General features: G+C 69.2%; 17 protein-coding genes. 10 read left to right on the plus strand and 7 right to left on the minus strand.

Annotated features, from left to right (window positions below; all coding sequences use genetic code 11):
• Positions 1-60: 60 nt before the first annotated feature.
• From BLQ34_RS13510 to BLQ34_RS13525, 4 genes are all read left to right on the plus strand, one after another.
• Positions 61-1,113 (plus strand): SGNH/GDSL hydrolase family protein, encoded by a 1,053-nt coding sequence (locus BLQ34_RS13510; RefSeq protein ID WP_091786476.1) that lies wholly within the window; start codon positions 61-63, stop codon positions 1,111-1,113.
• A gap of 263 nt (positions 1,114-1,376) precedes the next feature.
• Positions 1,377-3,035 carry a multiple monosaccharide ABC transporter ATP-binding protein gene (mmsA, locus tag BLQ34_RS13515; protein ID WP_091786479.1) on the plus strand — a complete coding sequence of 553 codons (1,659 nt, stop codon included), beginning with the start codon at positions 1,377-1,379 and terminating at the stop codon, positions 3,033-3,035.
• Complete coding sequence (gene mmsB / locus BLQ34_RS13520) at positions 3,023-4,276, plus strand: multiple monosaccharide ABC transporter permease (RefSeq protein ID WP_091786482.1); 1,254 nt, start codon at positions 3,023-3,025, stop codon at positions 4,274-4,276. The genes mmsA and mmsB overlap by 13 nt, the downstream gene beginning before the upstream one ends.
• Before the next feature lie 62 nt (positions 4,277-4,338).
• Positions 4,339-5,433 carry a substrate-binding domain-containing protein gene (locus BLQ34_RS13525; RefSeq protein WP_091786484.1) on the plus strand — a complete coding sequence of 365 codons (1,095 nt, stop codon included), beginning with the start codon at positions 4,339-4,341 and terminating at the stop codon, positions 5,431-5,433.
• A 77-nt stretch (positions 5,434-5,510) separates the two neighbouring features.
• Here BLQ34_RS13525 and BLQ34_RS13530 read toward each other — a convergent pair whose 3' ends face one another.
• From BLQ34_RS13530 to BLQ34_RS13560, 7 genes are all read right to left on the minus strand, one after another.
• Entirely contained in the window at positions 5,511-7,445 is a 1,935-nt protein-coding gene (locus BLQ34_RS13530) for a glycoside hydrolase family 3 protein (RefSeq protein ID WP_231961169.1), read from the minus strand.
• A gap of 124 nt (positions 7,446-7,569) precedes the next feature.
• Positions 7,570-9,183 carry a glucoamylase family protein gene (locus tag BLQ34_RS13535; RefSeq protein ID WP_091786487.1) on the minus strand — a complete coding sequence of 538 codons (1,614 nt, stop codon included), beginning with the start codon at positions 9,181-9,183 and terminating at the stop codon, positions 7,570-7,572.
• A 68-nt stretch (positions 9,184-9,251) separates the two neighbouring features.
• Entirely contained in the window at positions 9,252-10,073 is an 822-nt protein-coding gene (locus tag BLQ34_RS13540; protein WP_091786490.1) for a carbohydrate ABC transporter permease, read from the minus strand.
• 7 nt (positions 10,074-10,080) lie between these two features.
• Complete coding sequence (locus BLQ34_RS13545) at positions 10,081-10,917, minus strand: carbohydrate ABC transporter permease (protein ID WP_172829460.1); 837 nt, start codon at positions 10,915-10,917, stop codon at positions 10,081-10,083.
• A 118-nt stretch (positions 10,918-11,035) separates the two neighbouring features.
• A complete protein-coding gene (locus BLQ34_RS13550) occupies positions 11,036-12,307 on the minus strand; it encodes a sugar ABC transporter substrate-binding protein (RefSeq protein ID WP_091786495.1) in 1,272 nt (423 codons plus the stop codon).
• A gap of 76 nt (positions 12,308-12,383) precedes the next feature.
• Positions 12,384-13,409, minus strand: a complete 1,026-nt coding sequence (locus BLQ34_RS13555) for a LacI family DNA-binding transcriptional regulator (protein WP_091786498.1) — start codon at positions 13,407-13,409, stop codon at positions 12,384-12,386.
• Between the two features lie 135 nt (positions 13,410-13,544).
• Positions 13,545-14,489 (minus strand): sugar-binding transcriptional regulator, encoded by a 945-nt coding sequence (locus BLQ34_RS13560; protein ID WP_157693050.1) that lies wholly within the window; start codon positions 14,487-14,489, stop codon positions 13,545-13,547.
• Positions 14,490-14,613: 124 nt separating this feature from the next.
• Between BLQ34_RS13560 and BLQ34_RS13565 the strand changes: the two genes are divergently transcribed.
• From BLQ34_RS13565 to BLQ34_RS13590, 6 genes are all read left to right on the plus strand, one after another.
• The gene (locus tag BLQ34_RS13565; RefSeq protein WP_197674702.1) at positions 14,614-15,978 is read left to right on the plus strand and encodes an ABC transporter substrate-binding protein; all 1,365 of its coding nucleotides are present in this window, start codon (positions 14,614-14,616) and stop codon (positions 15,976-15,978) included.
• Complete coding sequence (locus BLQ34_RS13570; RefSeq protein WP_407946367.1) at positions 15,975-16,922, plus strand: carbohydrate ABC transporter permease; 948 nt, start codon at positions 15,975-15,977, stop codon at positions 16,920-16,922. Before BLQ34_RS13565 ends, BLQ34_RS13570 begins: the two co-directional genes overlap by 4 nt.
• 1 nt (position 16,923) lies before the next feature.
• Positions 16,924-17,787: a carbohydrate ABC transporter permease gene (locus tag BLQ34_RS13575; protein ID WP_091786510.1), complete on the plus strand. Its 864-nt coding sequence runs from the start codon at positions 16,924-16,926 to the stop codon at positions 17,785-17,787.
• Positions 17,784-19,298, plus strand: coding sequence for a mannitol dehydrogenase family protein (locus BLQ34_RS13580; protein ID WP_091786512.1), 1,515 nt, complete (start codon positions 17,784-17,786; stop codon positions 19,296-19,298). Before BLQ34_RS13575 ends, BLQ34_RS13580 begins: the two co-directional genes overlap by 4 nt.
• A 10-nt stretch (positions 19,299-19,308) precedes the next feature.
• Positions 19,309-20,727 (plus strand): xylulokinase, encoded by a 1,419-nt coding sequence (locus BLQ34_RS13585; RefSeq protein ID WP_091789973.1) that lies wholly within the window; start codon positions 19,309-19,311, stop codon positions 20,725-20,727.
• Positions 20,728-20,802: 75 nt separating this feature from the next.
• Positions 20,803-21,291, plus strand: a complete 489-nt coding sequence (locus tag BLQ34_RS13590; RefSeq protein WP_091786516.1) for a cupin domain-containing protein — start codon at positions 20,803-20,805, stop codon at positions 21,289-21,291.
• Positions 21,292-21,330 lie beyond the last annotated feature (39 nt).

A 21,330-nucleotide genomic window follows, 5' to 3' on the forward strand; every position in this document is an offset into this window, starting at 1 on the left:
GCCCGATGGGTCACCCCTAGCGTGCGGAGCACCGACCCCACTGGACTGCAGGAGAAATCAATGGCGATGACCCGCACGTTCGGCGCACTCGTGGCACTCGGTGCCACGGCCGCCCTCACCGTGTCAGCTGCACCCGCCCAGGCCGCGAGCTCGTACGTGGCCCTCGGCGACTCGTACTCGTCGGGCACCGGCACCCGCAGCTACATCAACGACGGCACCTCCTGCCAGCGGTCGGTGTACGCCTACCCGTCGCTCATCGCGGCGAGCAAGGGACTGCCCCTGAACTTCCGGGCCTGCTCGGGCGCGAAGGTCGCCGACGTCACCAACACCCAGCTCAGCGCGCTCGGCGCCGGGACGACGCAGGTGTCGATCTCGGTGGGCGGCAACGACGCCGGCTTCGCGGACGTGCTGACCGAGTGCGCCCAGCCCGGCTGGATGAGTGACTGCAACGGGGCCATCGACGGCGCCCAGAACATCGTCAACAACACCCTCCCCTCACGGCTGTCCACGCTCTACGGGTCGATCCGGGCCAAGGCGCCGAACGCCAAGGTGGTCGTCGTCGGCTACCCGCGGATCTTCATGGGTGAGGACTGCAACGCCTTCACCTGGTTCTCCCCGGCCGAGGAGACCCGGCTCAACCAGATGGCCGACCTGCTCAACAGCAAGATCTCGGCCCAGGCAAGTGCCCGGGGCTTCTCGTTCGTCAACCCGACCAGCCGGTTCGTCGGCCACGCCGTCTGCGACGACGTCGAGTGGCTGAACGGGCTGTCCAACCCGATCAGCGAGAGCTACCACCCCAACGTCGCCGGGCACCGCGACGGCTACGCGCCGCTCGTGAGCACCCCACTGACCGGCAGCGCCCTCCGGGTGAGCGCCTCGACGCTGCGCCAGGCCGAGCGGTCCGCCGCGCGCCTCGCGACCCAGCAGCGGCGCTACGCCGGTGCCGACGCCTCGATCAGCCCCGAGCAGTTCCGGGCCCCTGACCTGACGACCCCCGCTGCCAGGGCCGCGGCCAAGCGGGCCGGGGTCGACCTGTCCTCACGGGCCAGCATCGACGCCGCCGACCGGGCGTGGTCGCAGCGTCAGGCCACGGCCTACCGCGCCACGCACTGAGCTCAGCGCACAGGAGGGTATGCCGGGTGGTCACCACCCGGCATACCCTCGAGCTCGTCGTGCCCTCGAGCTCGTCGTGGGAGGGTCCAGACGCGTCCACAGGACGGGTCAGATCGGACATCCTTGTCACGGTCTCGACACTTCCGGGAGCGGGGAGTTGACTTTCGCAAGACTGCTGCCCAAAACTCCCCGAGGGACAACGTTGTCACACTGAAGGTGGCGCCATCAGGGTGCGCCTCCCCCAACCTCGACGAGGAGGCCAGATGAGCGATGGCGGTTCGATCCTGCAGATGACCGGGATCACCAAGACGTTCCCCGGGGTCAAGGCGCTGGACGACGTCACCCTCACGGTCCGCCGCGGCGATGTGCACGCCATCTGTGGCGAGAACGGCGCCGGCAAGTCGACCCTGATGAAGGTCCTCTCGGGGGTCCACCCCGCCGGCAGCTACGACGGCAGCATCGTCTTCAACGGCGACCCCGTCGAGTTCAACAACATCCGCGACTCCGAGCACGCCGGCATCGTGATCATCCACCAGGAGCTCGCGCTCATCCCCGAGCTGTCGATCGCCGAGAACATCTTCCTCGGCAACGAGGAGACCAAGAACGGCGTCATCGACTGGGTCCACACCAACAACAAGGCCCGCGAGCTGCTCGCCCGCGTCGGCCTGCGCGAGGACCCCGAGACCCCCATCAAGAACATCGGCGTCGGCAAGCAGCAGCTGGTCGAGATCGCCAAGGCACTGAGCAAGGACGTCAAGCTGCTCATCCTCGACGAGCCGACCGCCGCGCTCAACGAGGAGGACTCGCGGCACCTGCTCGACCTGATCCGCGGCCTGCAGGCCAAGGGCATCACCTGCATCATGATCAGCCACAAGCTCAACGAGATCGAGGCGATCTCCAACGCCATCACGATCATCCGCGACGGCAAGACGGTCGAGACGCTCGACGTGCGCGAGGGCGCGGTCGACGAGGACCGGATCATCCGCGGCATGGTCGGGCGTTCGCTCGAGTCGCGGTTCCCCGACCACACCCCCGACATCGGCGAGACCTTCTTCGAGGTGCACGACTGGACGGTCGGCCACCCACAGATCCCGGACCGGCTGGTGGCCAAGGGCTCGGAGTTCTTCGTACGGCGCGGCGAGATCGTCGGCTTCGCGGGACTGATGGGTTCGGGACGCACCGAGCTGATGCGTTCGCTGTTCGGTCACAGCTACGGACAGTTCCTCCGGGGCACGATGGTGCTGAACGGCAAGGAGGTCCGGCTCAACTCGGTCCCTGCCGCCATCGACGCGGGCGTCGCCTACGTCACCGAGGACCGCAAGTCGCTCGGCCTCAACCTGCTCGACGACATCAAGACGACCACGGTCTCGGCCAAGCTGAAGAAGATCGCCAAGAACATGGTCGTCGACCGGCGGGCCGAGCACCAGGCCGCCGAGGACTACCGCAAGGCGCTGCGGACCAAGACCCCGTCGGTGGACTACGGCGTCTCGAAGCTCTCCGGCGGCAACCAGCAGAAGGTCGTCCTGTCCAAGTGGCTGTTCACCGACCCCGAGCTGCTCATCCTCGACGAACCGACGCGCGGCATCGACGTCGGCGCCAAGTTCGAGATCTACGGCATCATCCAGCGGCTCGCCAGCCAGGGGAAGGGCGTCATCGTCGTCTCCTCGGAGCTGCCCGAGCTGCTTGGCATCTCCGACCGGATCTACACGATCTGCGAGGGCCGGATCACGGGTGTCCTCGACCGGGGTCAGGCCGACCAGGAGTCGCTCCTGCGCCTGATGACCCTCACCAGCTCGACCCACACCCCCGAGGCTGAGCTCGGACCCGACGTCGTCGACGACGGACCACCGGACCCGACCGCCACCCCCGACACCACCCCTGACACCAAGAACGCACCCGAGGAGGGCGCATGGACAAGCTGAAGCAGGTCTTCGGCGGCGACACCCGTCAGTTCGGGATGATCTTCGCGCTGGTGGCGCTGATCATCTTCTTCCAGGTCTGGACTGGCGGCCTGACCCTCAAGCCCGAGAACGTCATCAACATCTTCCAGGGCAACAGCTACATCCTGGTGATGGCGATCGGCATGGTGCTCGTGATCATCGCCGGCCACATCGACCTGTCGGTCGGGTCGGTCGCGGCGTTCGTCGGCATCACGGTGGCGATCGCGATGCGCGACTGGGGCATCCCGTGGTGGGTGGGCATCCTGCTCGGGCTCGTCGTCGGCGCGGTGGTCGGCGTGTGGCAGGGCTTCTGGGTCGCAGTCGTGGGCATCCCCGCGTTCATCGTCACCCTCGCCGGCATGCTCATCTTCCGCGGCGCCAACCAGGCCGTCGGCAAGTCGCTGACCATCCCGGTGAACGAGGACTTCCAGAAGATCGGCGCCGGCTACCTGCCCGAGGTGGGGCCGAACACCGGCTACAACAACCTGACCATCCTGCTGGGCATCCTGCTCTGCGCGGCCATCGTCTTCGGCGCCCTGCGCAACCGGCGCAACCAGCGCAAGATCGGCGCGGAGGTCGAGGACGGCACCGTCCTCTACCTGCGGCTCGGCCTGATCTGCGTGGCCATCCTCGCGACGGTGTTCGTCATGGGCTCCGGTCGCAAGGGGACCTCGCTCCCGGTCTCGGCCCTGATCCTCGGCGTGCTGGTGATGCTCTACGGCTTCCTGTCCACGCGCACCATCGTCGGACGCCACGTCTACGCCGTCGGCGGCAACCGGCACGCAGCCGAGCTGTCCGGGGTGCGCAGCCGGCGGATCAACTTCCTCGTCATGATGAACATGTCGATCCTCGCGGCACTCGGCGGCATGATGTTCGTCGCCCGCTCCACCTCCTCCGGCCCGTTCGACGGCGTCGGCTGGGAGCTCGACGTGATCGCGGCCGTCTTCATCGGCGGCGCCGCGGTCAGCGGCGGCGTGGGCACCGTCGTCGGGTCGGTGATCGGTGGCCTTGTGATGGCCGTCCTCAACAACGGCCTGCAGCTGAAGGGGATCGGCGCCGACGCCACCCAGATCATCAAGGGCCTGGTGCTGCTCACTGCAGTCGCCTTCGATGTCTACAACAAGAGCCAGGGGCGCCGGTCGATCATCGGTCTGCTCATGAGGAACTCCGGTGGTGGCACCGCCGCCGGAGAAGCGAAGGACACGGTCCGTCAGGAGTCGTGACCCCACCAAGGGTCACGGGCAACCGGCCCCTGACCGTACGAACACGAGAAGAGAAGGAAAGCATGAGAAGACTCGTCATTCCGGTGGCCCTTGCGGCCGCCGCCGCGCTCGCCCTCTCCGGTTGCGGCCGGGCGGACGACACGAGCACCAGCTCCGGTTCCAGCAGCGGTGGGGAGAAGTTCCCCAAGAACTCCCTCATCGGGGTCTCGCTGCCGCAGAAGACCTCGGAGAACTGGGTCCTCGCGGAGAACCTGTTCAAGACCGACCTGGCCAGCGCCGGCTTCCAGGCCGACGTGCAGTTCGCCAACGGTGGCGTGGGTGAGCAGCAGAACCAGATCCAGTCGATGGTGACCAAGGGCGCCAAGGTCATCGTCGTCGGCGCCATCGACGGCTCGCAGCTGGGCACCCAGCTCAAGGCCGCCAAGGACGCCGGCGCCGTGGTCATCGCCTACGACCGCCTCGTCAAGAACACCGACGCCGTGAACTACTACGTCGCCTACGACAACTTCAAGGTCGGTGTGCTGCAGGGCAACGCGCTGCTGGAGGGCCTGGCCAAGAAGAAGGCCAGCGGCCCCTACAACATCGAGCTGTTCGCGGGTTCGCCGGACGACGCCAACGCCCAGGTCTTCTTCGACGGCGCGATGAGCGTGCTGCAGCCGAAGATCGACGACGGCACCCTCAAGGTCGTCTCGGGCCAGACCAAGTTCAACCAGGTCGTCACCCAGGGCTGGAAGGCGGAGAACGCGCAGAAGCGCATGGACACGCTGATCTCGGCCAACTACTCCTCGGCTGCCATCGACGGCGTCCTGTCCCCGAACGACACCCTGGCCCGCGCGATCATCACCTCGGTGAAGGCCGCCAGCAAGCCGGTCCCGGTCGTCACCGGCCAGGACTCCGAGGTCGAGTCGGTCAAGTCGATCATGGCGGGTGAGCAGTACTCCACGATCAACAAGGACACCCGCAACCTCGTCAAGGCCACGATCGACATGGTCAAGGCCATCCAGGCCGGCCAGGAGCCGAAGATCACCGACACCAAGCAGTACAACAACGGTGTCAAGGTCGTCCCGGCCAACCTGCTCGACCCGGTGATCGTGACGAAGGACAACGCCAAGGAGGCGTACGCCAACGACCCGACCCTGTCGAAGCTCACCGGCTGAGCGACGACACCACGGGAACCGTCGACGGGCCCGGTCACCTCACGAGGTGGCCGGGCCCGTTCGTCGTGGCATGACGGTCAGTCGCCGGCAGCCGGACGACCGGTCGCGACCATCAGGCCGTGGCCGAAGGTGAAGAGCGGGTCGTCGTAGCCGGGGACGTCCTCGCCGTGCCGGCGCACCTGGTCCATCGAGCGGGGCAGGTCGAAGGGCAGCCGGCCCTCCGGGGGCCGCACCCCGGTGAGGGCGTCGACGAGTGCGTCGTCGCAGCTGCCGTAGCTGGCGACGAGCGCGGTGGCCAGCGGCAGCAGCGGGGTCAGCACGGCCGGGCGGTCGAGGGTCACGTCGAGGACCAGCGGGCAGTGCGCGGCGATGCGCGCGAGCCGGGCCACCAGCCCCGGCGGGAAGTCGAGCGAGCCCTGGTGGAACCACGACTCGAGGAACAGGTCGGAGCGCGGCTCGAAGGGGGCGTGCAGCCGGACCAGCGCGACCTCGGCGTCCTCGGGGCGGTCCACCGCGACGCCGAGCCGAGCGACCGCGTCCGGCGAGACGTTCTCCGCATAGACCCTCAGGCCGGTGGGCAGCGGGAGCACCGGCGCGTCCGCGCCGAACTGGCCGTCCGCGCCGTCCGCGCCGTCCGCGCGGTCGGCGCCACCGACCTGGACCACGTGGTTGGCGAGCACGGTCACGGACCTGGCCTGGGCGGCATACCCGGCCTCGCGGAAGTCGCTGCGCCCCACCGTCCCAGCCGCGGCGTCCTCGTCCACGAACGGGTCGTCGAACAGCCCCAGCCGGAACTTCACCGCCAGCAGCCGGCGGGCCGACTCGTCGATCCGCGACTCGCTGACGCGTCCCGCGGCGACCAGCTCGAGCAGCAGCTCGACGCACTCCTCGCCACCGAACTGGTCGGCACCCGCCTCGAGGATCAGCTCCATGCGGGCGGCCGGGTCGAGGTGCTCGACCCCCCACGCCCGGGCGGGCAGCACCTGGTCACCGACGTGGTTGTCGTTGACCAGCTCCCAGTCGGTGACCACGACCCCGTCGTAGCCGAGGGTGCCGCGCAGCAGGCCGGTCACGATCTGCTTGTTGTAGCCGAAGCCGACCTCCTCGACCGGGTCGCCGTCGATCTCGAGCCCGACCGGCATGCCGTAGTAGGGCATGATCGCGGCGGTCCCGGCCTCGATCACCGGCGGGAACGGCTTGAGGTGGTCGGCGAACCGCCCACCCGGGTAGACCTGCTCGCGGCCGTAGGGGAAGTGGGCGTCCTCGCCGTCCTTCTGCGGCCCGCCACCGGGGAAGTGCTTGCTGGTGCAGGCGACACTGCCCGGGCCGAGCGAGTCCTGCTGGAACCCCCGGAGGTAGGCGACCGACAGCTCGGTGACCAGGTCAGGGTCCTGCCCGAAGGTGCCCGACTGCCGAGCCCAGCGCGGTTCGGTGGCGAGGTCGAGGGTGGGGTGCAGGGCGGCACGGATGCCGACCGCGCAGTACTCCTGCCGGGCGATGTCACCGAACTCCCGGACCAGCTCCGGATCGCGCAGCGCGGCCAGTCCCAGCGGCTCGGGCCACTGCGAGAACGCCTTGGCAGCGAACGACGCTCCGGCGTTCTCGATGAACGCGTGCCGCGGGTCGGTCGAGACCGTCACGGGTATGCCGTGTGGCGACTTCTCCGCGATGGCCTGGAGGGCGTTGTGCCACCGCGCGGCCAGGCGGGCGTCGCCCAGGGCGTGCACGTTGAAGTGGGTGAGGTGCTTGCGCAGCACCACGTCGGACGTCGCCGACTTGCTGATCGCGCCAGGCGCCTCCTTGACCGTGCCGTCGGCACCGGCCTCGATGACGGTCTGGAACATCAGGCCGACCTTCTCCTCGAGCGACAGCCGCGGCAGGAGGTCGGCGACCCGCTCGTCGACCCCGAGGCGCGGGTCCTCGAACGGGTCCATCCGGCCGTTCCCGTTGAGGTCGCGGTAGTCGACCCCCTCCGGGCTGGTCTGCCTCAGCGGCTGCACAGTGCCTCTCACGTCCTCGGTCGGTGGGCGCCGGTGCGTCCAGGTGCGCTTGGGGTTGGGCGCCGTGCGCCCCGGGCCATCAGGGGCAGTGCCCGGGGCGCACGGCGGTCAGGGGGTGGGTCGGCCGGGCACGACCTCAGGCGATCCCGGCACCGAACTCTTCCATGCCGATGACCGGCCGCAGCGCGCGCTCGACGTCCTTGGTGCTGAAGGCGCGACGGATGACGTTGTCGGCCATGACGTTGCCGATCGCTCCCATGACCATGGCCTGGTCGAGCGACAGGTAGCGGCGGGCGATCGTCCCGGAACGCGTGGCGACGGCGTCGAAGAACCCGCCCTTGCCGTAGGCCTTCAGCTCGTCCTGGATCTTCGCGAGGTTGGCGAAGGCCTGGGCGGGCTCGTGCATCATCGCGAGGAAGGCGGCGTGCGGCGTGACGACACCGTCACCGAACTTCGGGGTCGGGTTGGTGCCCTCCCGGCACTCTCCGAAGCCGCCGTCCACGTTGGTCTTCTCCTTGTCCGAGAAGTAGCCGTCGGGGTTGAGGCCGAGCTGGTCGACGCCGTACTCGCGGTAGCCCGCGAACGGGTCGCTCGACGGCGAGAAGCCCCAGTAGCCGTAGCCGGCCTCGTCCAGGCCGTGCTCCCGCTGGGCGCGGACGTGCAGCGGGTGGTTGAGACCCCACGAGCGCGGCGCCCAGCTCGACTCGGGGACGAACACGTCGGGCATCAGCTCCTCGAACATGCTGCCGCCCCAGCCCGGGACGATGTGCATGCCGCGGTAGGTGTAGGCGCCCTCGTAGACGTCGACCCCGAGGTAGGTGCGGTTCTCCCCGACCGGCTGCATCTCCGGCCACGACCAGTCGCAGGTCGCGGGGAAGGTGCGCCACATCGCGAAGTAGTGGTCCTTCGGCACCTGGCCGGTGATGATGCCCAGGTAGCTCGTGATCCTCGTCTCCGACACCGTCGTGTCGTAGTGGTGGTTGGTGAGCCACACGTCGGGACCGACGCCGATGTGGTTCCCGTAGAAGCCGTCGGTGCGACCGGGGGGCTGCACGACGTAGAACCCGCCGTGCATCAGGCCGGGCTTGCGGGAGGCGTTGGGGTCGTAGAAGGCGTCCCAGCGCATCCTCCCGAACAGCCGGTTGGCGAGGGGCGCCGCACCGCGGTCGGCCGAGGCGACCACCTTGAGCGCCGCGCCGAGCCAGCCGTTGTCGACGCTGGAGAGGAACGGGTCGACGCGGTTGCCGTCGGTGGGCCAGGTCGTGAGCTTCTCGCCGGTGGCCTCGTCGTACCAGTTGTAGTACATGCCGCTCGGCTCGTGGTGCTCCATCCGCAGGAGCGTCCGAAGCGTCTGGGTGAGCCGCTTCGTGCACTCGCCCTTCGAGATGATCCCGAGCTCGCGCGCCACGATCGCCGACCACAGGTAGCCGCCGATGTTGGTGGGAGAGGTGTAGCCGGACCGGTCACCGGCGCCCAGGCCCTCGTTGATGTTGTCGGCCGGGAGCCCGGTCTTCGGGTCCGTCATCGCGACCAGGCTGTGCCACGTGTCCGCGGCCCAGCGGTGCACGCGGGCGGACTGCCCGCCGCCCGGCTTGCTGGACCCGATGAAGGCGGGTGCGGCTGTCGCAGCGGAGGCTGGCGTGCCCGCGACGGCGCGTCCGGCGGTCAGGCCGGTGGCAGCCACCGCCGTGGCGCCGATGAGCAGCTGACGCCGGGAGGCGGAGGGGAGGATGAGCTGGGAGGTGGCCATGGGTGAGGCTCCAATCAGGGTTGGTGTCACTTGCGGCGTGCTGTCCGTGGTGGCACTGGGGGTGCGGACTACTTGATGCCGGTGGTCGCGATCCCCTCGATGAACCGGCGCTGGAAGGTGAGGAAGACGGCCAGCACGGGGATGACGACGACCGTCGCGCCCGCGAGCAGCAGGCCGTACTGGGTGGAGTTCTGGCCCTTCGCATAGAGCGCGAGCGCCACGGGGAGGGTGTACTTGCTCTCCTCCTGCGCGACCACGAGCGGCCAGAGGAAGTTGTTCCAGGACCCGAGGAAGGTCAGGATGCCCAGCGTCGCCAGCGCGGGACCGCACAGCGGCAGGAAGATCCGCGCGAAGATGCGCAGCTCGCTGGCGCCGTCGACCCGACCCGCGTCGAGCAGGTCCCTGGGTAGCCCGAGGATGTACTGGCGCATGAGGAAGACGCCGAACGGGCTGACCAGGAACGGCAGGATCAGGCCGGGCAGGCTGTTGGACAGGCCGGCGTTGGTGACCAGGACGAACAACGGCACGAAGGTGACCACACCGGGGATGAGCAGCGTCGCCATGACCAGGGTGAACAGCGCCTTGCGGCCGCGGAAGTCCAGCATCGCCAGGGCGTAGCCGACCATCGAGCAGAACAGCAGGTTCCCGGCCGTCACGGCCACCGCCACGATCGTGGAGTTGAGGAAGTACTGCGCGAAGTTCAGCCGCGAGAACAGCTGGGTGTAGTTGTCCAGGGAGGCGGACTGGGGCCACCAGGTCGGCGGGTTCTGGAGCAGCTCGCCCTGCGACTTGAAGCTGCCGAGCACCATCCAGATGAACGGTGACACGACCACCACGAGGGCGAGGCTCAGCACGACGTAGAGCCACCAGGAGTTTCGGGAACGGATCATGGCGTCCTCACGTGTTGTCTCGCAGCAGCCGGAACTGGATCGCGGTGACGACGGCGATGATCACGAAGATGATGTAGCTCATCGACGCGGCATACCCGTAGTTGCCGAACCCGAACTGCCGGTACGTGTACATGGACATCGAGATGGTGCTGTTGAGCGGTCCGCCGTTGGTCATCACGAACGGCTCCTCGAAGAACTGGAGGTAGCCGATGCCGGTGGTGACGGACACGAACAGCAGGGTGGGCCGCAGCAGCGGGAGGGTGATGTGGCGGAACCGCTGCCAGGCACCCGCGCCGTCGATCGCGGCGGCCTCGTGGAGCATCCACGGCACGGCCTGCAGGCCGGCGAGGAAGATGATCATCGCGGTGCCGAAGTTGCGCCACGCGGCCATCAGGATGAGGCCGGGCATGGCCCAGTGGGGGTCGCCGAGCCAGTTGGGGCCCTCGATGCCGACCCAGCCGAGCACGGTGTTGATCAGCCCGAACTCCTGCTGGAGCAGGAACCGCCAGACCACCGCCACCGCGACGATCGAGGTGATCACCGGGGTGTAGAAGCCGAGCCGGAAGAGCCCGCGCAGCTTGGTGATGCCCTTGTCGAGGGCGATCGCCGCGGCCAGCGCGAGGGCGAGGGTCAGGGGGACGCCGACCACCACGAAGTACGCGGTGTTGAGCATCGACTTGCGGAAGATCGGGTCGGCGAACGCCCTCGTGTAGTTGTCGATCCCCACGAGGTCGACCGCGAACGGCCGCCGCAGGTCGCGGGCCCGGGTGTCCGTGAAGCTCATGAAGAGCGACTGGATGACCGGCCACGCGGTGAAGACGAGGAAGAGGACGCAGAACGGCAGCGCGAGCGTCCAGGCCGCGGCTCCCTGCCGGCGCGGCCGCGCCTTGGCGCCACCCCCACCGGGGGACGGGCTCGCACCCGTCCCCCGCGAGGGGTCACCTCCGTGGTGGTGGCCATGACTACTGGCCGGTGCCGATCGACTCGGCCTGCTGCTGGATCGACTTCAGCGCGGCCTCCGCGTCGGCGTTCTGCTTCATGACCTTCTCCATCTCGGTGTCGAAGCCGGTCGCGACCTGCTCCCACGACGGGAAGCTCGGCGGCGCCTGGGCGGTCTCGAGCTGCTTGCCGAAGGTGGCGAGCTTGGTGTCACCGGCGATGGCCGGGTCCTGCCAGGCGGACTTCACCGAGGGGAGGTCGGTCGACTGCTGGTACCACTTCACCTGGGTCTTCGGGTCACTCAGCCACTTGACGAGCTTCCAGGCGCTGTCGCGGTTCTTCGACTTCTTGAAGACGACGAAGTCCGAGCCACCGACGAACGACGCCGACTTGGTCTTGGCCGGGATCGGCATGACGTCGTACTGGTCCTTCTTCACGCCGACCTTCTCGACGGCCGACATCATCCACGGGCCGGAGATGAACATCGGCACCCGGCCGCTCTTGAAGTCCGGCTCGGTGGTCGGCGTGTTCGGGGCGGCCTTGTCCGAGATCCCTTCGGTGAAGTAGCTCTGGTAGTACTTCACCGCCTCGAGGATCTGCGGGTTGTCGAAGTTGTAGGCCTTGCCGTCGTCCTTGGTGAGGTCCGCGTCGTTGCTCCACGCGAACGGCATGATCGACTGCCACGAGCCCTGGCCACCAGCCTGGAAACCCATGCCGTACTTGGCCCCGGCTTTGGTCTGCATGGCCTTGGCCATGTTCTTCAGGCCGTCCCAGTCGGTCGGCGGCGTGGTGATGCCGGCCTTCTTGGCCAGGTCGGTGCGGTAGAAGACCAGGCGCGTCTCGACGTACCAGGGGATGCCGTAGGACGTGCCGTCGACCTCGGTGGTCTTCTGGGCGCCCTCGAAGTAGGCGGACTTGTCGATCGACGGCGGCGTCGGGTCGAGCGCGTCGAGCCCGGCGAACTCACCCATCCACGTGGTGCCGACCATGGCGGCGTCGGGGGTGGTGCCGGCCGTGATCGCGGTCGTGAACTTGTCGTGCGCCGAGTCCCACGGGATCGCGGTGACATTGACCTTGACACCGGGGTTGGCGGCCTCGAACTCCTTGACCAGCTTGGGCAGGTTCTCCCCCTCCGCGCCCATGGCCCACACCGTCAGGGTGCCGGTGGCCTTGCCTGCGCTGACGTCCTTGGCCGTCTCGTTGCCGGTCGAGCCGGCCTCGTCCCGGCCGCAGGCCGTCAGGGTCAGGGCGGTTGCTGCCAACGTCGCGACCGCCATTGCGGTGGTGCGTCTCATCGGGTTTCTCTCTTTCCTCGGGGGCGGTGAAGGGAGGGGTTGGGGTATGGGGTGGGGCGGCGCGCGTCGGCGCGGCTCAGTGCGGTGCGTCCGGGCGGCAACCACAGGACGACCGGATGACGAGCTGGGTCGGGATGACCTGGGGTCCGTCCTCGACCGCGATCCCGGTGACGCGCCGGTGCAGCCGCTCGGCGGCCAGTGCCCCGAGCTCGCGCACGGGCTGGCGCACCGTGGTCAGGGCCGGCTCGACGTAGCGGGCGGTCATCACGTCGTCCCAGCCGACGACGGCGACGTCGTCGGGAACGCGGGTGCCGCCCTCGCGCAGCCGCTTCATGACGGCCAGGGCGAGCTCGTCGTTGGCGCAGACGACGGCGTCGGTCTGCAGGTCGCCCGACAGGATCCGGTCGGCGAGGGTGGTGCCGTCGCTCTCCCGGAGGGCGATGCGGACGGGCTCGAGCGGCTCCCGGCCCAGCGACTCGTGGGCGGCCACGAAGCCGGCATACCGGTCGCGCACGTCGGGACCGGAGTCCGGGTCGCCGAGGAAGCGGACGGTGCTGCGGCCGTGGCCCAGGACGTGGCTGGTGATCTCCTCGGCACTGTGGGTGTTCTCCGAGGTCACGGTGTCGACGTCGGTGCGCGGGTCGCCGGCGATGAGCACCACCGGCTTCGAGCCGTGCAGCGCGGTCACGGTGCTCTCGGGGATGGCGGACGAGCCCAGCATGGCGAGGCCGTCGACGCGGGTGGCGAGCTTGCGGACCGCACCGGGCAGGTCGTCCTTGCCCTGGGCCAGCATCAGCACGACGCTCTGACCGAGGTCGGCGGCGCGGGACTCGAAGCCCATCAGCAGCTCGGAGTAGTACGGCCCGGAGAGCTCGGGGAGGACGAGGCCGTGCGCCTCGTGGTGGCGCACCGCGAGGCTCCGGGCGGCGGCCAGGGGCACGTACTTGAGCTCCTCGGCGGCGGCCAGGACCCGCTGGCGGGTCTTGTCGGACACGGCGGTGGAGCCCTGCAGCACCCGCGAGACGGAGGCGATCGAGACGCCGGCCCGCTCGGCGACGGAGTAGATCGTCGTGCCGTTGGAATGCGCTGCACCGGTCGCCATGATCCGCCTCTCTCGTCGTTGAAAGCGCTTACATCTGAGAGAGACCCTGCCACGGCCCCCGGGCCGGATGCAAGGGTTGGCGACGAATTGCGGCTTTCGGCGACCCCGCCGGGCGCCGGTCCTGGAGGGCGCGGCTCAGCCGGCGAGCAGCACCTCGGCCAGGGTCGAGTCGACGACCAGGCCCTGCACCAGCCCGCCGTCGAGCGCGGCCCGGACCGCCGTCGACTTCGAGGCGCCGGAGACCACGGCGATGACCTCGGGGACCCGTGTCAGGTTGTCGGGGTCCATCGTGATCAGTCGCGCAGCGACCTTGGGGCGCAACGGTTTTCCGCTCGCGTCGAAGAAGATGCCGGCCAGCTCGCCGATCACTCCACGGTGGCTGAGGTCACGCCGCTCGGCCTCGTCGAGCAGGTCGTGGATGGTGGACTCACCGGGCTGCCAGGCGCCGATCCCGACGACCGCCTTGGTCACCGCCGAGGCGCGGGCGAGGCCATCGACCACCGCCGGTTGGCGACGCAGCGCATCGGCGCTCGATTTGCTGTCGAGGACGAACGGGGCATAGAAGACATGTGCCTTGCCACCGGACAAACGGGCTGCCCTCCGGACGATGTCGACGGCACTGCTGTCGAAGTCCGGCAGGGCGATCGCGCCGGTCAGCTGGACCACCTCGACGCGGGGCAGGCTGGTCAGGGCACCGACGACGGCGTGGACGTTGCGCGACCACGGCAGGCCGAGCACGTCGCCGTCGACGAGGATCTCGGAGAGGAGCTCGGCGGCCGCTCGGCCCAGCTGGTGGCGCACCGCTCCCGGGTCGGCGTCCGCGGTGTCGACGACGACCGCGTGGGCCAGTCCGAACCGGTCGTGCAGCCGGGCCGAGAGGTCGACGTCGAGGGAGCCCTGGCGCACGATCTCGATCCGCACCAGGCCGCGCTCGCGCGCCGACTCCAGCATCCGCGCGACCTTGAACCGGCTGATCCCGAGCTCCTCGGCGATCTCGACCTTGGACTGGTTCTGGAGGTAGTGGCGTCGGGCGACGGCAGCCAGCATGACCAGCTCGGCGGGGCCGTCGTCGTCGCTCACGCGGCCATCCTTCCCGTTGACATGTTCCGTTCGCCCCGATTTACTCGACTTACTCGTTTGGGCAGCATGGCGCTCATTTGAGCACCAGTCAACCGAGGCCGTCAATGGGGACGGAGGAGGACGCGTGCGAAGTCGAAACTCCAAGGCCGCGCTGGTCGCGGCGACGACGGGACTGGCCCTGAGCCTGTCGGCGTGTGCCGGCTGGGGAGGCGGGGGTGTGGGCGGCGGCGGCGCCGACAGCATCAACGTGCTCATGGTCAACAACCCCCAGATGATCGACCTGCAGAAGCTGACGGCCGACAACTTCACCAAGGAGACCGGCATCAAGGTCAACTTCACGGTGCTCCCCGAGAACGACGTCCGCGACAAGATCAGCCAGGAGTTCTCCAGCCAGGCCGGTCAGTACGACGTGGCGTCGCTCAGCAACTTCGAGATCCCGATCTACGCCAAGGCGAAGTGGATCGCGCCCCTCGACTCCTATCTCGCCGCGGACACCGAGTTCGACCAGGCCGACATCCTCAAGTCGATGACCACCTCGCTGTCGAGCGAGGGCAAGGTCTACGGCGAGCCGTTCTACGGTGAGTCCTCGTTCCTCATGTACCGCAAGGACGTCCTGCAGGCGAAGGGCATCACCATGCCCGCGAAGCCGACCTGGCAGGAGGTCGCCGACATCGCGGCGAAGGTCGACGGTGCGGAGCCCGGCATGAAGGGCATCTGCCTGCGCGGCCAGCCCGGCTGGGGCCAGCTCTTCGCCCCCCTCACCACCGTCGTCAACACCTTCGGCGGCACCTGGTTCGACCAGGACTGGACGCCCCGGGTGGATGCGCCGGAGTTCAAGGCCGCGGTGAGCTTCTACGTCGACCTGGTGCGGGCCCACGGCGAGAAGGGCGCCCCGCAGGCCGGCTTCACCGAGTGCCTCAACAACCTCATCCAGGGCAACGTCGCCATGTGGTACGACGCCACCTCCGCGGCCGGCTCGCTCGAGGCGGACGGCTCGAAGTTCAAGGGCAAGTTCGGCTACGCGCCCGCCCCGGTCGTCAAGACCGAGTCCTCCGGCTGGCTCTACGCCTGGTCATGGTCGATCCAGCAGGCGAGCACCAAGAAGGACAACGCCTGGAAGTTCATCTCCTGGGCCAGTGGCAAGAAGTACGAGAACCTCGTCGGCAGCCAGATCGGGTGGACCAGCGTGCCGGCCGGCAAGCGGGCCTCCACCTACGAGAACCCCGACTACCTCAAGGTCTCCTCGGCGTTCGCCGAACCGACCAGGGCCGCGATCGAGGCCGCCGACCCCGAGAACCCGGGCGTGCAGCCGAGACCCGCGATCGGCATCCAGTTCGTCGACATCCCCGAGTTCCCGGACCTCGGCACGCAGGTCAGCCAGGACGTCAGCTCGGCGATCGCCGGCAAGACCTCCGTGGACGACGCCCTCGAACGCGGCCAGGAGCTCGCCGAGGACGTCGCAGAGCGCTATCAGGCAAGGGGTCAGTGATGAGTGCGACCACCGAGACCAGGGCCGGCTCCGGCACCACGAGGCCACCCGCCCCGAGCAAGGCACTGCAGCGCTCGGGTGACTGGGCCCGTCGGGCGCCGCTGCTCCCGGCGCTCATCTTCACCATCCTCATGACGCAGCTGCCGTTCGTCGCGACGATCGTCATCTCGTTCATGAACTGGAACGCCTACTACCCCGACGAGCGGGGGTTCGCCGGCTTCGACAACTTCGCCCGCGTCTTCACTGACACCAACACCCGCAAGGCGGTCGTCGTCACCATCCTGCTGACCGTGTCGGTGGTGCTGATCTGCCTGGTGCTGGGTCTCGGGATCGCGCTCCTGCTGGACCGCAAGTTCCGTGGCCAGGGGATCGTCCGCACCATGATGATCACGCCGTTCCTCGTCGTCCCGGTGGCGGCGGCGCTGCTCTGGAAGCACGCGCTCTACAACCCCGAGTACGGCCTGTTCAACGGCCTGCTCAAGACGGTCTTCGGCGACAACGCACCACAGCCCGACTGGATCACCAACAACCCACTCGCCGCGATCATCGCCGCGCTGGTCTGGCAGTGGACGCCGTTCATGATGCTGATCCTGTTGGCGGGCCTGCAGAGCCGGCCGCTCGACGTGGTCGAGGCCGCCCGCATCGACGGTGCCAGCTCGTGGCAGATCTTCACCAACATGACGCTGCCCCACCTGCGCCAGTACATCGAGCTGTCCGGGCTGCTCGGGGCGATCTACGTGGTCCAGAACTTCGACCACGTCTTCACCATCACGTCAGGCGGACTGGGCACCGCCAACCTCCCGTACTTCATCTACCAGACCTTCTACACCGCGCAGGACTACGGGCGGGCGTCCGCCGCCGGGGTCGTCGTGGTGATCGGCACGATCATCATCGCCACCGCAGCGCTGCGGACGGCGTTCAGCCTGTTCAGGGAGGAGTCCTGAGATGAGCGCCACCACCGAGAACACCCGCGCCCCGCAGGAGATCAACCACGCCAAGCCGCCCCGCAGCGGCGTGCTGCTGTCCGCGGCCGCCTGGATCGTGGGCATCCTGTTCGCGCTACCCGTGCTGTGGATGATCCTCACCTCGCTGCACAGCGAGAACGACGCGGCCAAGAACCCACCCGACTTCTTCGCGCCGCTGTCGCTCGACGGCTACCGCTCGTTCTTCGACGCCGGGCCCTGGCCGCCGCTGCTCAACTCGCTGACCGCCAGCGTGCTGTCGACCGTGCTGGTGCTGCTGCTGGCGTTCCCGGCGGCCTACGCCCTGTCGATCCGGCCGGTGAAGAAGTGGACCGACGTCCTGTTCTTCTTCCTGTCGACCAAGATGCTGCCGATCGTGGCGGGCATCCTGCCGCTCTACCTGTTCGCCCAGAAGGTCGGGCTGCTCGACAACATCTGGTGGCTGATCCTGCTCTACACGTCGATGAACCTGCCGATCGCGGTGTGGATGCTGCGTTCCTTCCTCGCCGAGGTGCCGGTGGAGATGCTCGAGGCGGCCTCGGTCGACGGCGCCAGCCTGACCCGGACCCTCAAGGACATCGTCGCGCCGGTCGTGATGCCCGGCATCGCCTCCGCCGCGCTGATCTGCTTCATCTTCAGCTGGAACGAGCTGCTCCTCGCCCGGGTGCTGACCAGCACGGTGGCGGGAACCGCGCCGGTGTTCTTGACTGGGTTCGTGACCAGCCAGGGCCTGTTCCTCGCCAAGGTGTGCGCGGCGTCGTTCGTCGTGTCGCTGCCCGTCCTCGCGGCCGGGTTCGCCGCCCAGGACAAGCTCGTCCAGGGCCTGTCGATGGGTGCGGTGAAGTGACGGGAGTCGCCCCCGTCGCCCTGTCCGACGACACCCTCGGCAACCTCCGCGCGGAGGTGGGCCGACCGGCATACGACCGCTCGGAGGTGACGGCGAGCATCGTGCACTTCGGGGTGGGCGGGTTCCACCGCGCGCACGAGGCGATGTACCTCGATGCCCTGATGAACGACGGCCAGGCCCTCGAGTGGGGGCTGTGCGGAGTGGGCGCGCTGCCGCACGACCGCAGGATCATCGACACGCTGCGGCAGCAGGACGGGCTCTACACCCTCGTCGTCAAGCACCCTGACGGCCACCGCGAGCCCCGCGTCATCGGGAGCATCGTCGAGGTGATGTTCGCGCCCGACGACCCACAGGCGGTGGTCGACCGGCTGGCCGACGACCAGACCCGGATCGTGTCGCTGACCATCACCGAGGGCGGCTACCTCGTCAACCAGGTGACCGGGGAGTTCGACGCCGACGACCCCTCGATCCAGGCCGACCTCGCGGCCGACTTCGCCGGAGGCGACGGTCCCACCACGGTCTTCGGGTTCATCGTGGCCGGCCTGGACCGCCGTCGCCGCGAGGGCAGGGCGCCGTTCACCGTGATGAGCTGCGACAACCTGCCCGACAACGGCGACGTGGCCAAGAAGATGATCGGCGCCTTCGCGCGGGCGCGCGACCCCGAGCTCGCCGACTGGATGGCGGCCGAGGTGGCCTTCCCCAACTGCATGGTCGACCGGATCACCCCGGTCACCGCCCCCGAGGACATCGCGCACCTGGCCGACGACTTCGGGGTGGCGGACGCGTGGCCGGTGGTCTGCGAGCCCTTCACCCAGTGGGTGCTCGAGGACCGGTTCGGACAGGGCCGGCCGCCGTTCGAGGACGCCGGGGTGCAGATGGTCGACGACGTCGTCCCCTACGAGCTGATGAAGCTGCGGCTGCTCAACGCCAGCCACCAAGCCCTGTGCTACCTCGGCTACCTGTCGGGCTACCGCTACGCCCACGAGGTCTGCCAGGACCCGCTGTTCGCCCGCTTCCTGTTGTCCTACATGGAGGACGAGGGCAGCCCGACCCTGCCCGAGGTGCCCGGGGTCGACCTCGACGCCTACCGTCACCAGCTGGTCGAGCGGTTCGCCAACCCGGAGGTGCGCGACACGCTGGCCCGGCTCTGCGCGGAGTCCAGCGACCGGATCCCGAAGTGGCTGGTGCCGGTCATCAAGGCCAACCTGCGCGACGGTGGGGCCGTCGAGCTGTCTGCCCTCGTCGTCGCGTCGTGGGCCCGCTACGCCGAGGGTGTGGACGAGCAGGGCCGGCCGATCGAGGTGGTCGACCGGCTCAGGGACCGGGTGATGGCAGCAGCCGCGCGGCAGTCCGACGACCCGCTCGCCTTCATCCGGGACCGCGACCTGTTCGACGACCTGGCCGACGACGAGCGGTTTGCCACGGCATACACGGCTGCGCTGGACTCGCTGCACCGCAACGGAGCCCGCGCGACCCTCGAATCCCGCGCGGCTCTCGGGGCCCGCACCTAGAGTGGCGTCCATGCCCGATGCCCCACGCACCCTCGTCGCCGGGGTCGACTCGTCGACCCAGTCGACGAAGGTCGTCGTCTGCGACGCCACGACCGGTGAGATGGTGCGCTCCGGTCGGGCCCCCCACCCCGACGGCACCGCCGTGCACCCCGACCGATGGTGGGAGGCGTTCACCGTCGCGACGGCCGACGGACTGCTCGACGACGTCGCCGCGATCGCCGTGGGTGGCCAGCAACACGGGATGTGCGCCCTCGACGATCAGGGCGACGTGGTGCGAGATGCGTTGCTGTGGAACGACACCCGCTCTGCGCAGGCCGCCCGCGACCTGACCGACGAGCTGGGTGGCCCGCAGGAGTGGGTGCGCCGGACGGGGTCGGCTCTGGTGCCCAGCTTCACTGTCACGAAGGTGCGCTGGCTCGCCGAGCACGAGCCCGACAACGCAGCCCGGGTCCACGACGTGGTGCTCCCGCACGACTGGCTCACCGCGCAGATCCTCAAGCAGGGCAACGGTTTCGAGCGCTACACCACCGACCGGGGCGATGCCTCGGGCACCGGCTACTTCTCCAGCAGCACCGACAGCTATCTCCCCGACCTGCAGGAGCTTGCGCTCGGCCGGGTCTTCGGCGTGCCCGCGGTGCTGCGGCCGTCAGAGATCGCCGGTCGCACCGAGGGCGGCATGGTCGTCGGCCCCGGCACCGGCGACAACGCCGGCGCCGCGCTGGGCCTCGGGCTCCGCCACGGCGACGTCGTGGTCTCGCTCGGCACCAGCGGCGCGGTCTTCGCCGACGCCGACCAGCCGGTGGCCGACCCCAACGGGCTGATCGCGTCGTTCGCGAGCGCCTCCGGTGGCCACCTGCCGCTGATGGCGACCCTCAACGCCGCCCGGGTGCTGACCGCGGCGGCCAAGCTGCTCGGCACCGACCTGGCCGGGCTCGACCGGCTCGCCCTCGCCGCGGAGCCGGGGGCGGGCGGGCTGACGCTGCTCCCCTACCTCGACGGCGAGCGCAGCCCCAACCTCCCCGACGCCACCGGCACGCTCGGCGGGCTCACCCGCTCGAACGCCACCCCCGAGAACCTCGCCCGCGCCGCCGTCGAGGGCATGCTCGCCAACCTCGTCGCGGGCGTCTCCGACGTGCGGCGGCTCGGGCTCCCGGTCGAACGCGTGGTGCTCATCGGTGGCGCGGCACGCTCGGAGGCGGTGCGGGCGGTGGCCCCGGGACTGTTCGGGGTGCCGGTCGCGATCCCCGAGCCGGGCGAGTACGTCGGGCTGGGCGCCGCCCGCCAGGCCGCCTGGGTGCTGGGTGGCAGTGCCGCCCCGCCCGAGTGGGAGGTGCGCTACGAGGCGACCCTCGACCCGCCCGCCGATGACGTGGGGGCCTCCGTGCTCGACCGGTATGCCGGGCTGCTGGCCACCGTCCACCCCTCCTGACCCCGTGCTGGAGTGGGGTCGACCGGGCAAGCACTCGCACGTGCGCAGTCGGTGGGGTCCGGGCAGAGTTGCCCCATGAGCTACCCACCACCCCTCTACGAGGGCAGCACCGGCGAGGTCAGTGCGACCATCCGGCTGAGCGACACGGAGCCGGATGTCGTCTACCCCAACGGCAACCGGGTGCACTACCTGTCGAGGGGTGAGTCCACCGGCGGGCTCTTCGGGCTCTACCGGTGGGAGTTCGCCGGGCCCAGGTCCGGCCCCGACGCGCATTTCCACAAGACGCTCGCCGAGTCGTTCTACGTCCTCTCGGGTGAGGTCAGCATCTTCGACGGCACCCGCTGGAACACCACCCGACCGGGCGACTACGTGCACGTGCCCCCTGGTGGGCTGCACGGCTTCCACAACGAGTGGGGCCCGGCGTCGATGCTGCTGCACTTCGCCCCGGGTGCTCCGCGAGAGGGCTACTTCGAGGGGCTGGCCAGGGTGGCGGCCGGCGAGACGATGACCGACCGGGAGCGCGACGACTTCATGCGCTACCACGACAACTACTGGGTCGACTGAGCCCAGACCTCGAGTGCTTGAGGGTTCCGAGGGACCAGG

Source organism: Pedococcus dokdonensis (assembly GCF_900104525.1).
Taxonomy (GTDB): domain Bacteria; phylum Actinomycetota; class Actinomycetes; order Actinomycetales; family Dermatophilaceae; genus Pedococcus; species Pedococcus dokdonensis.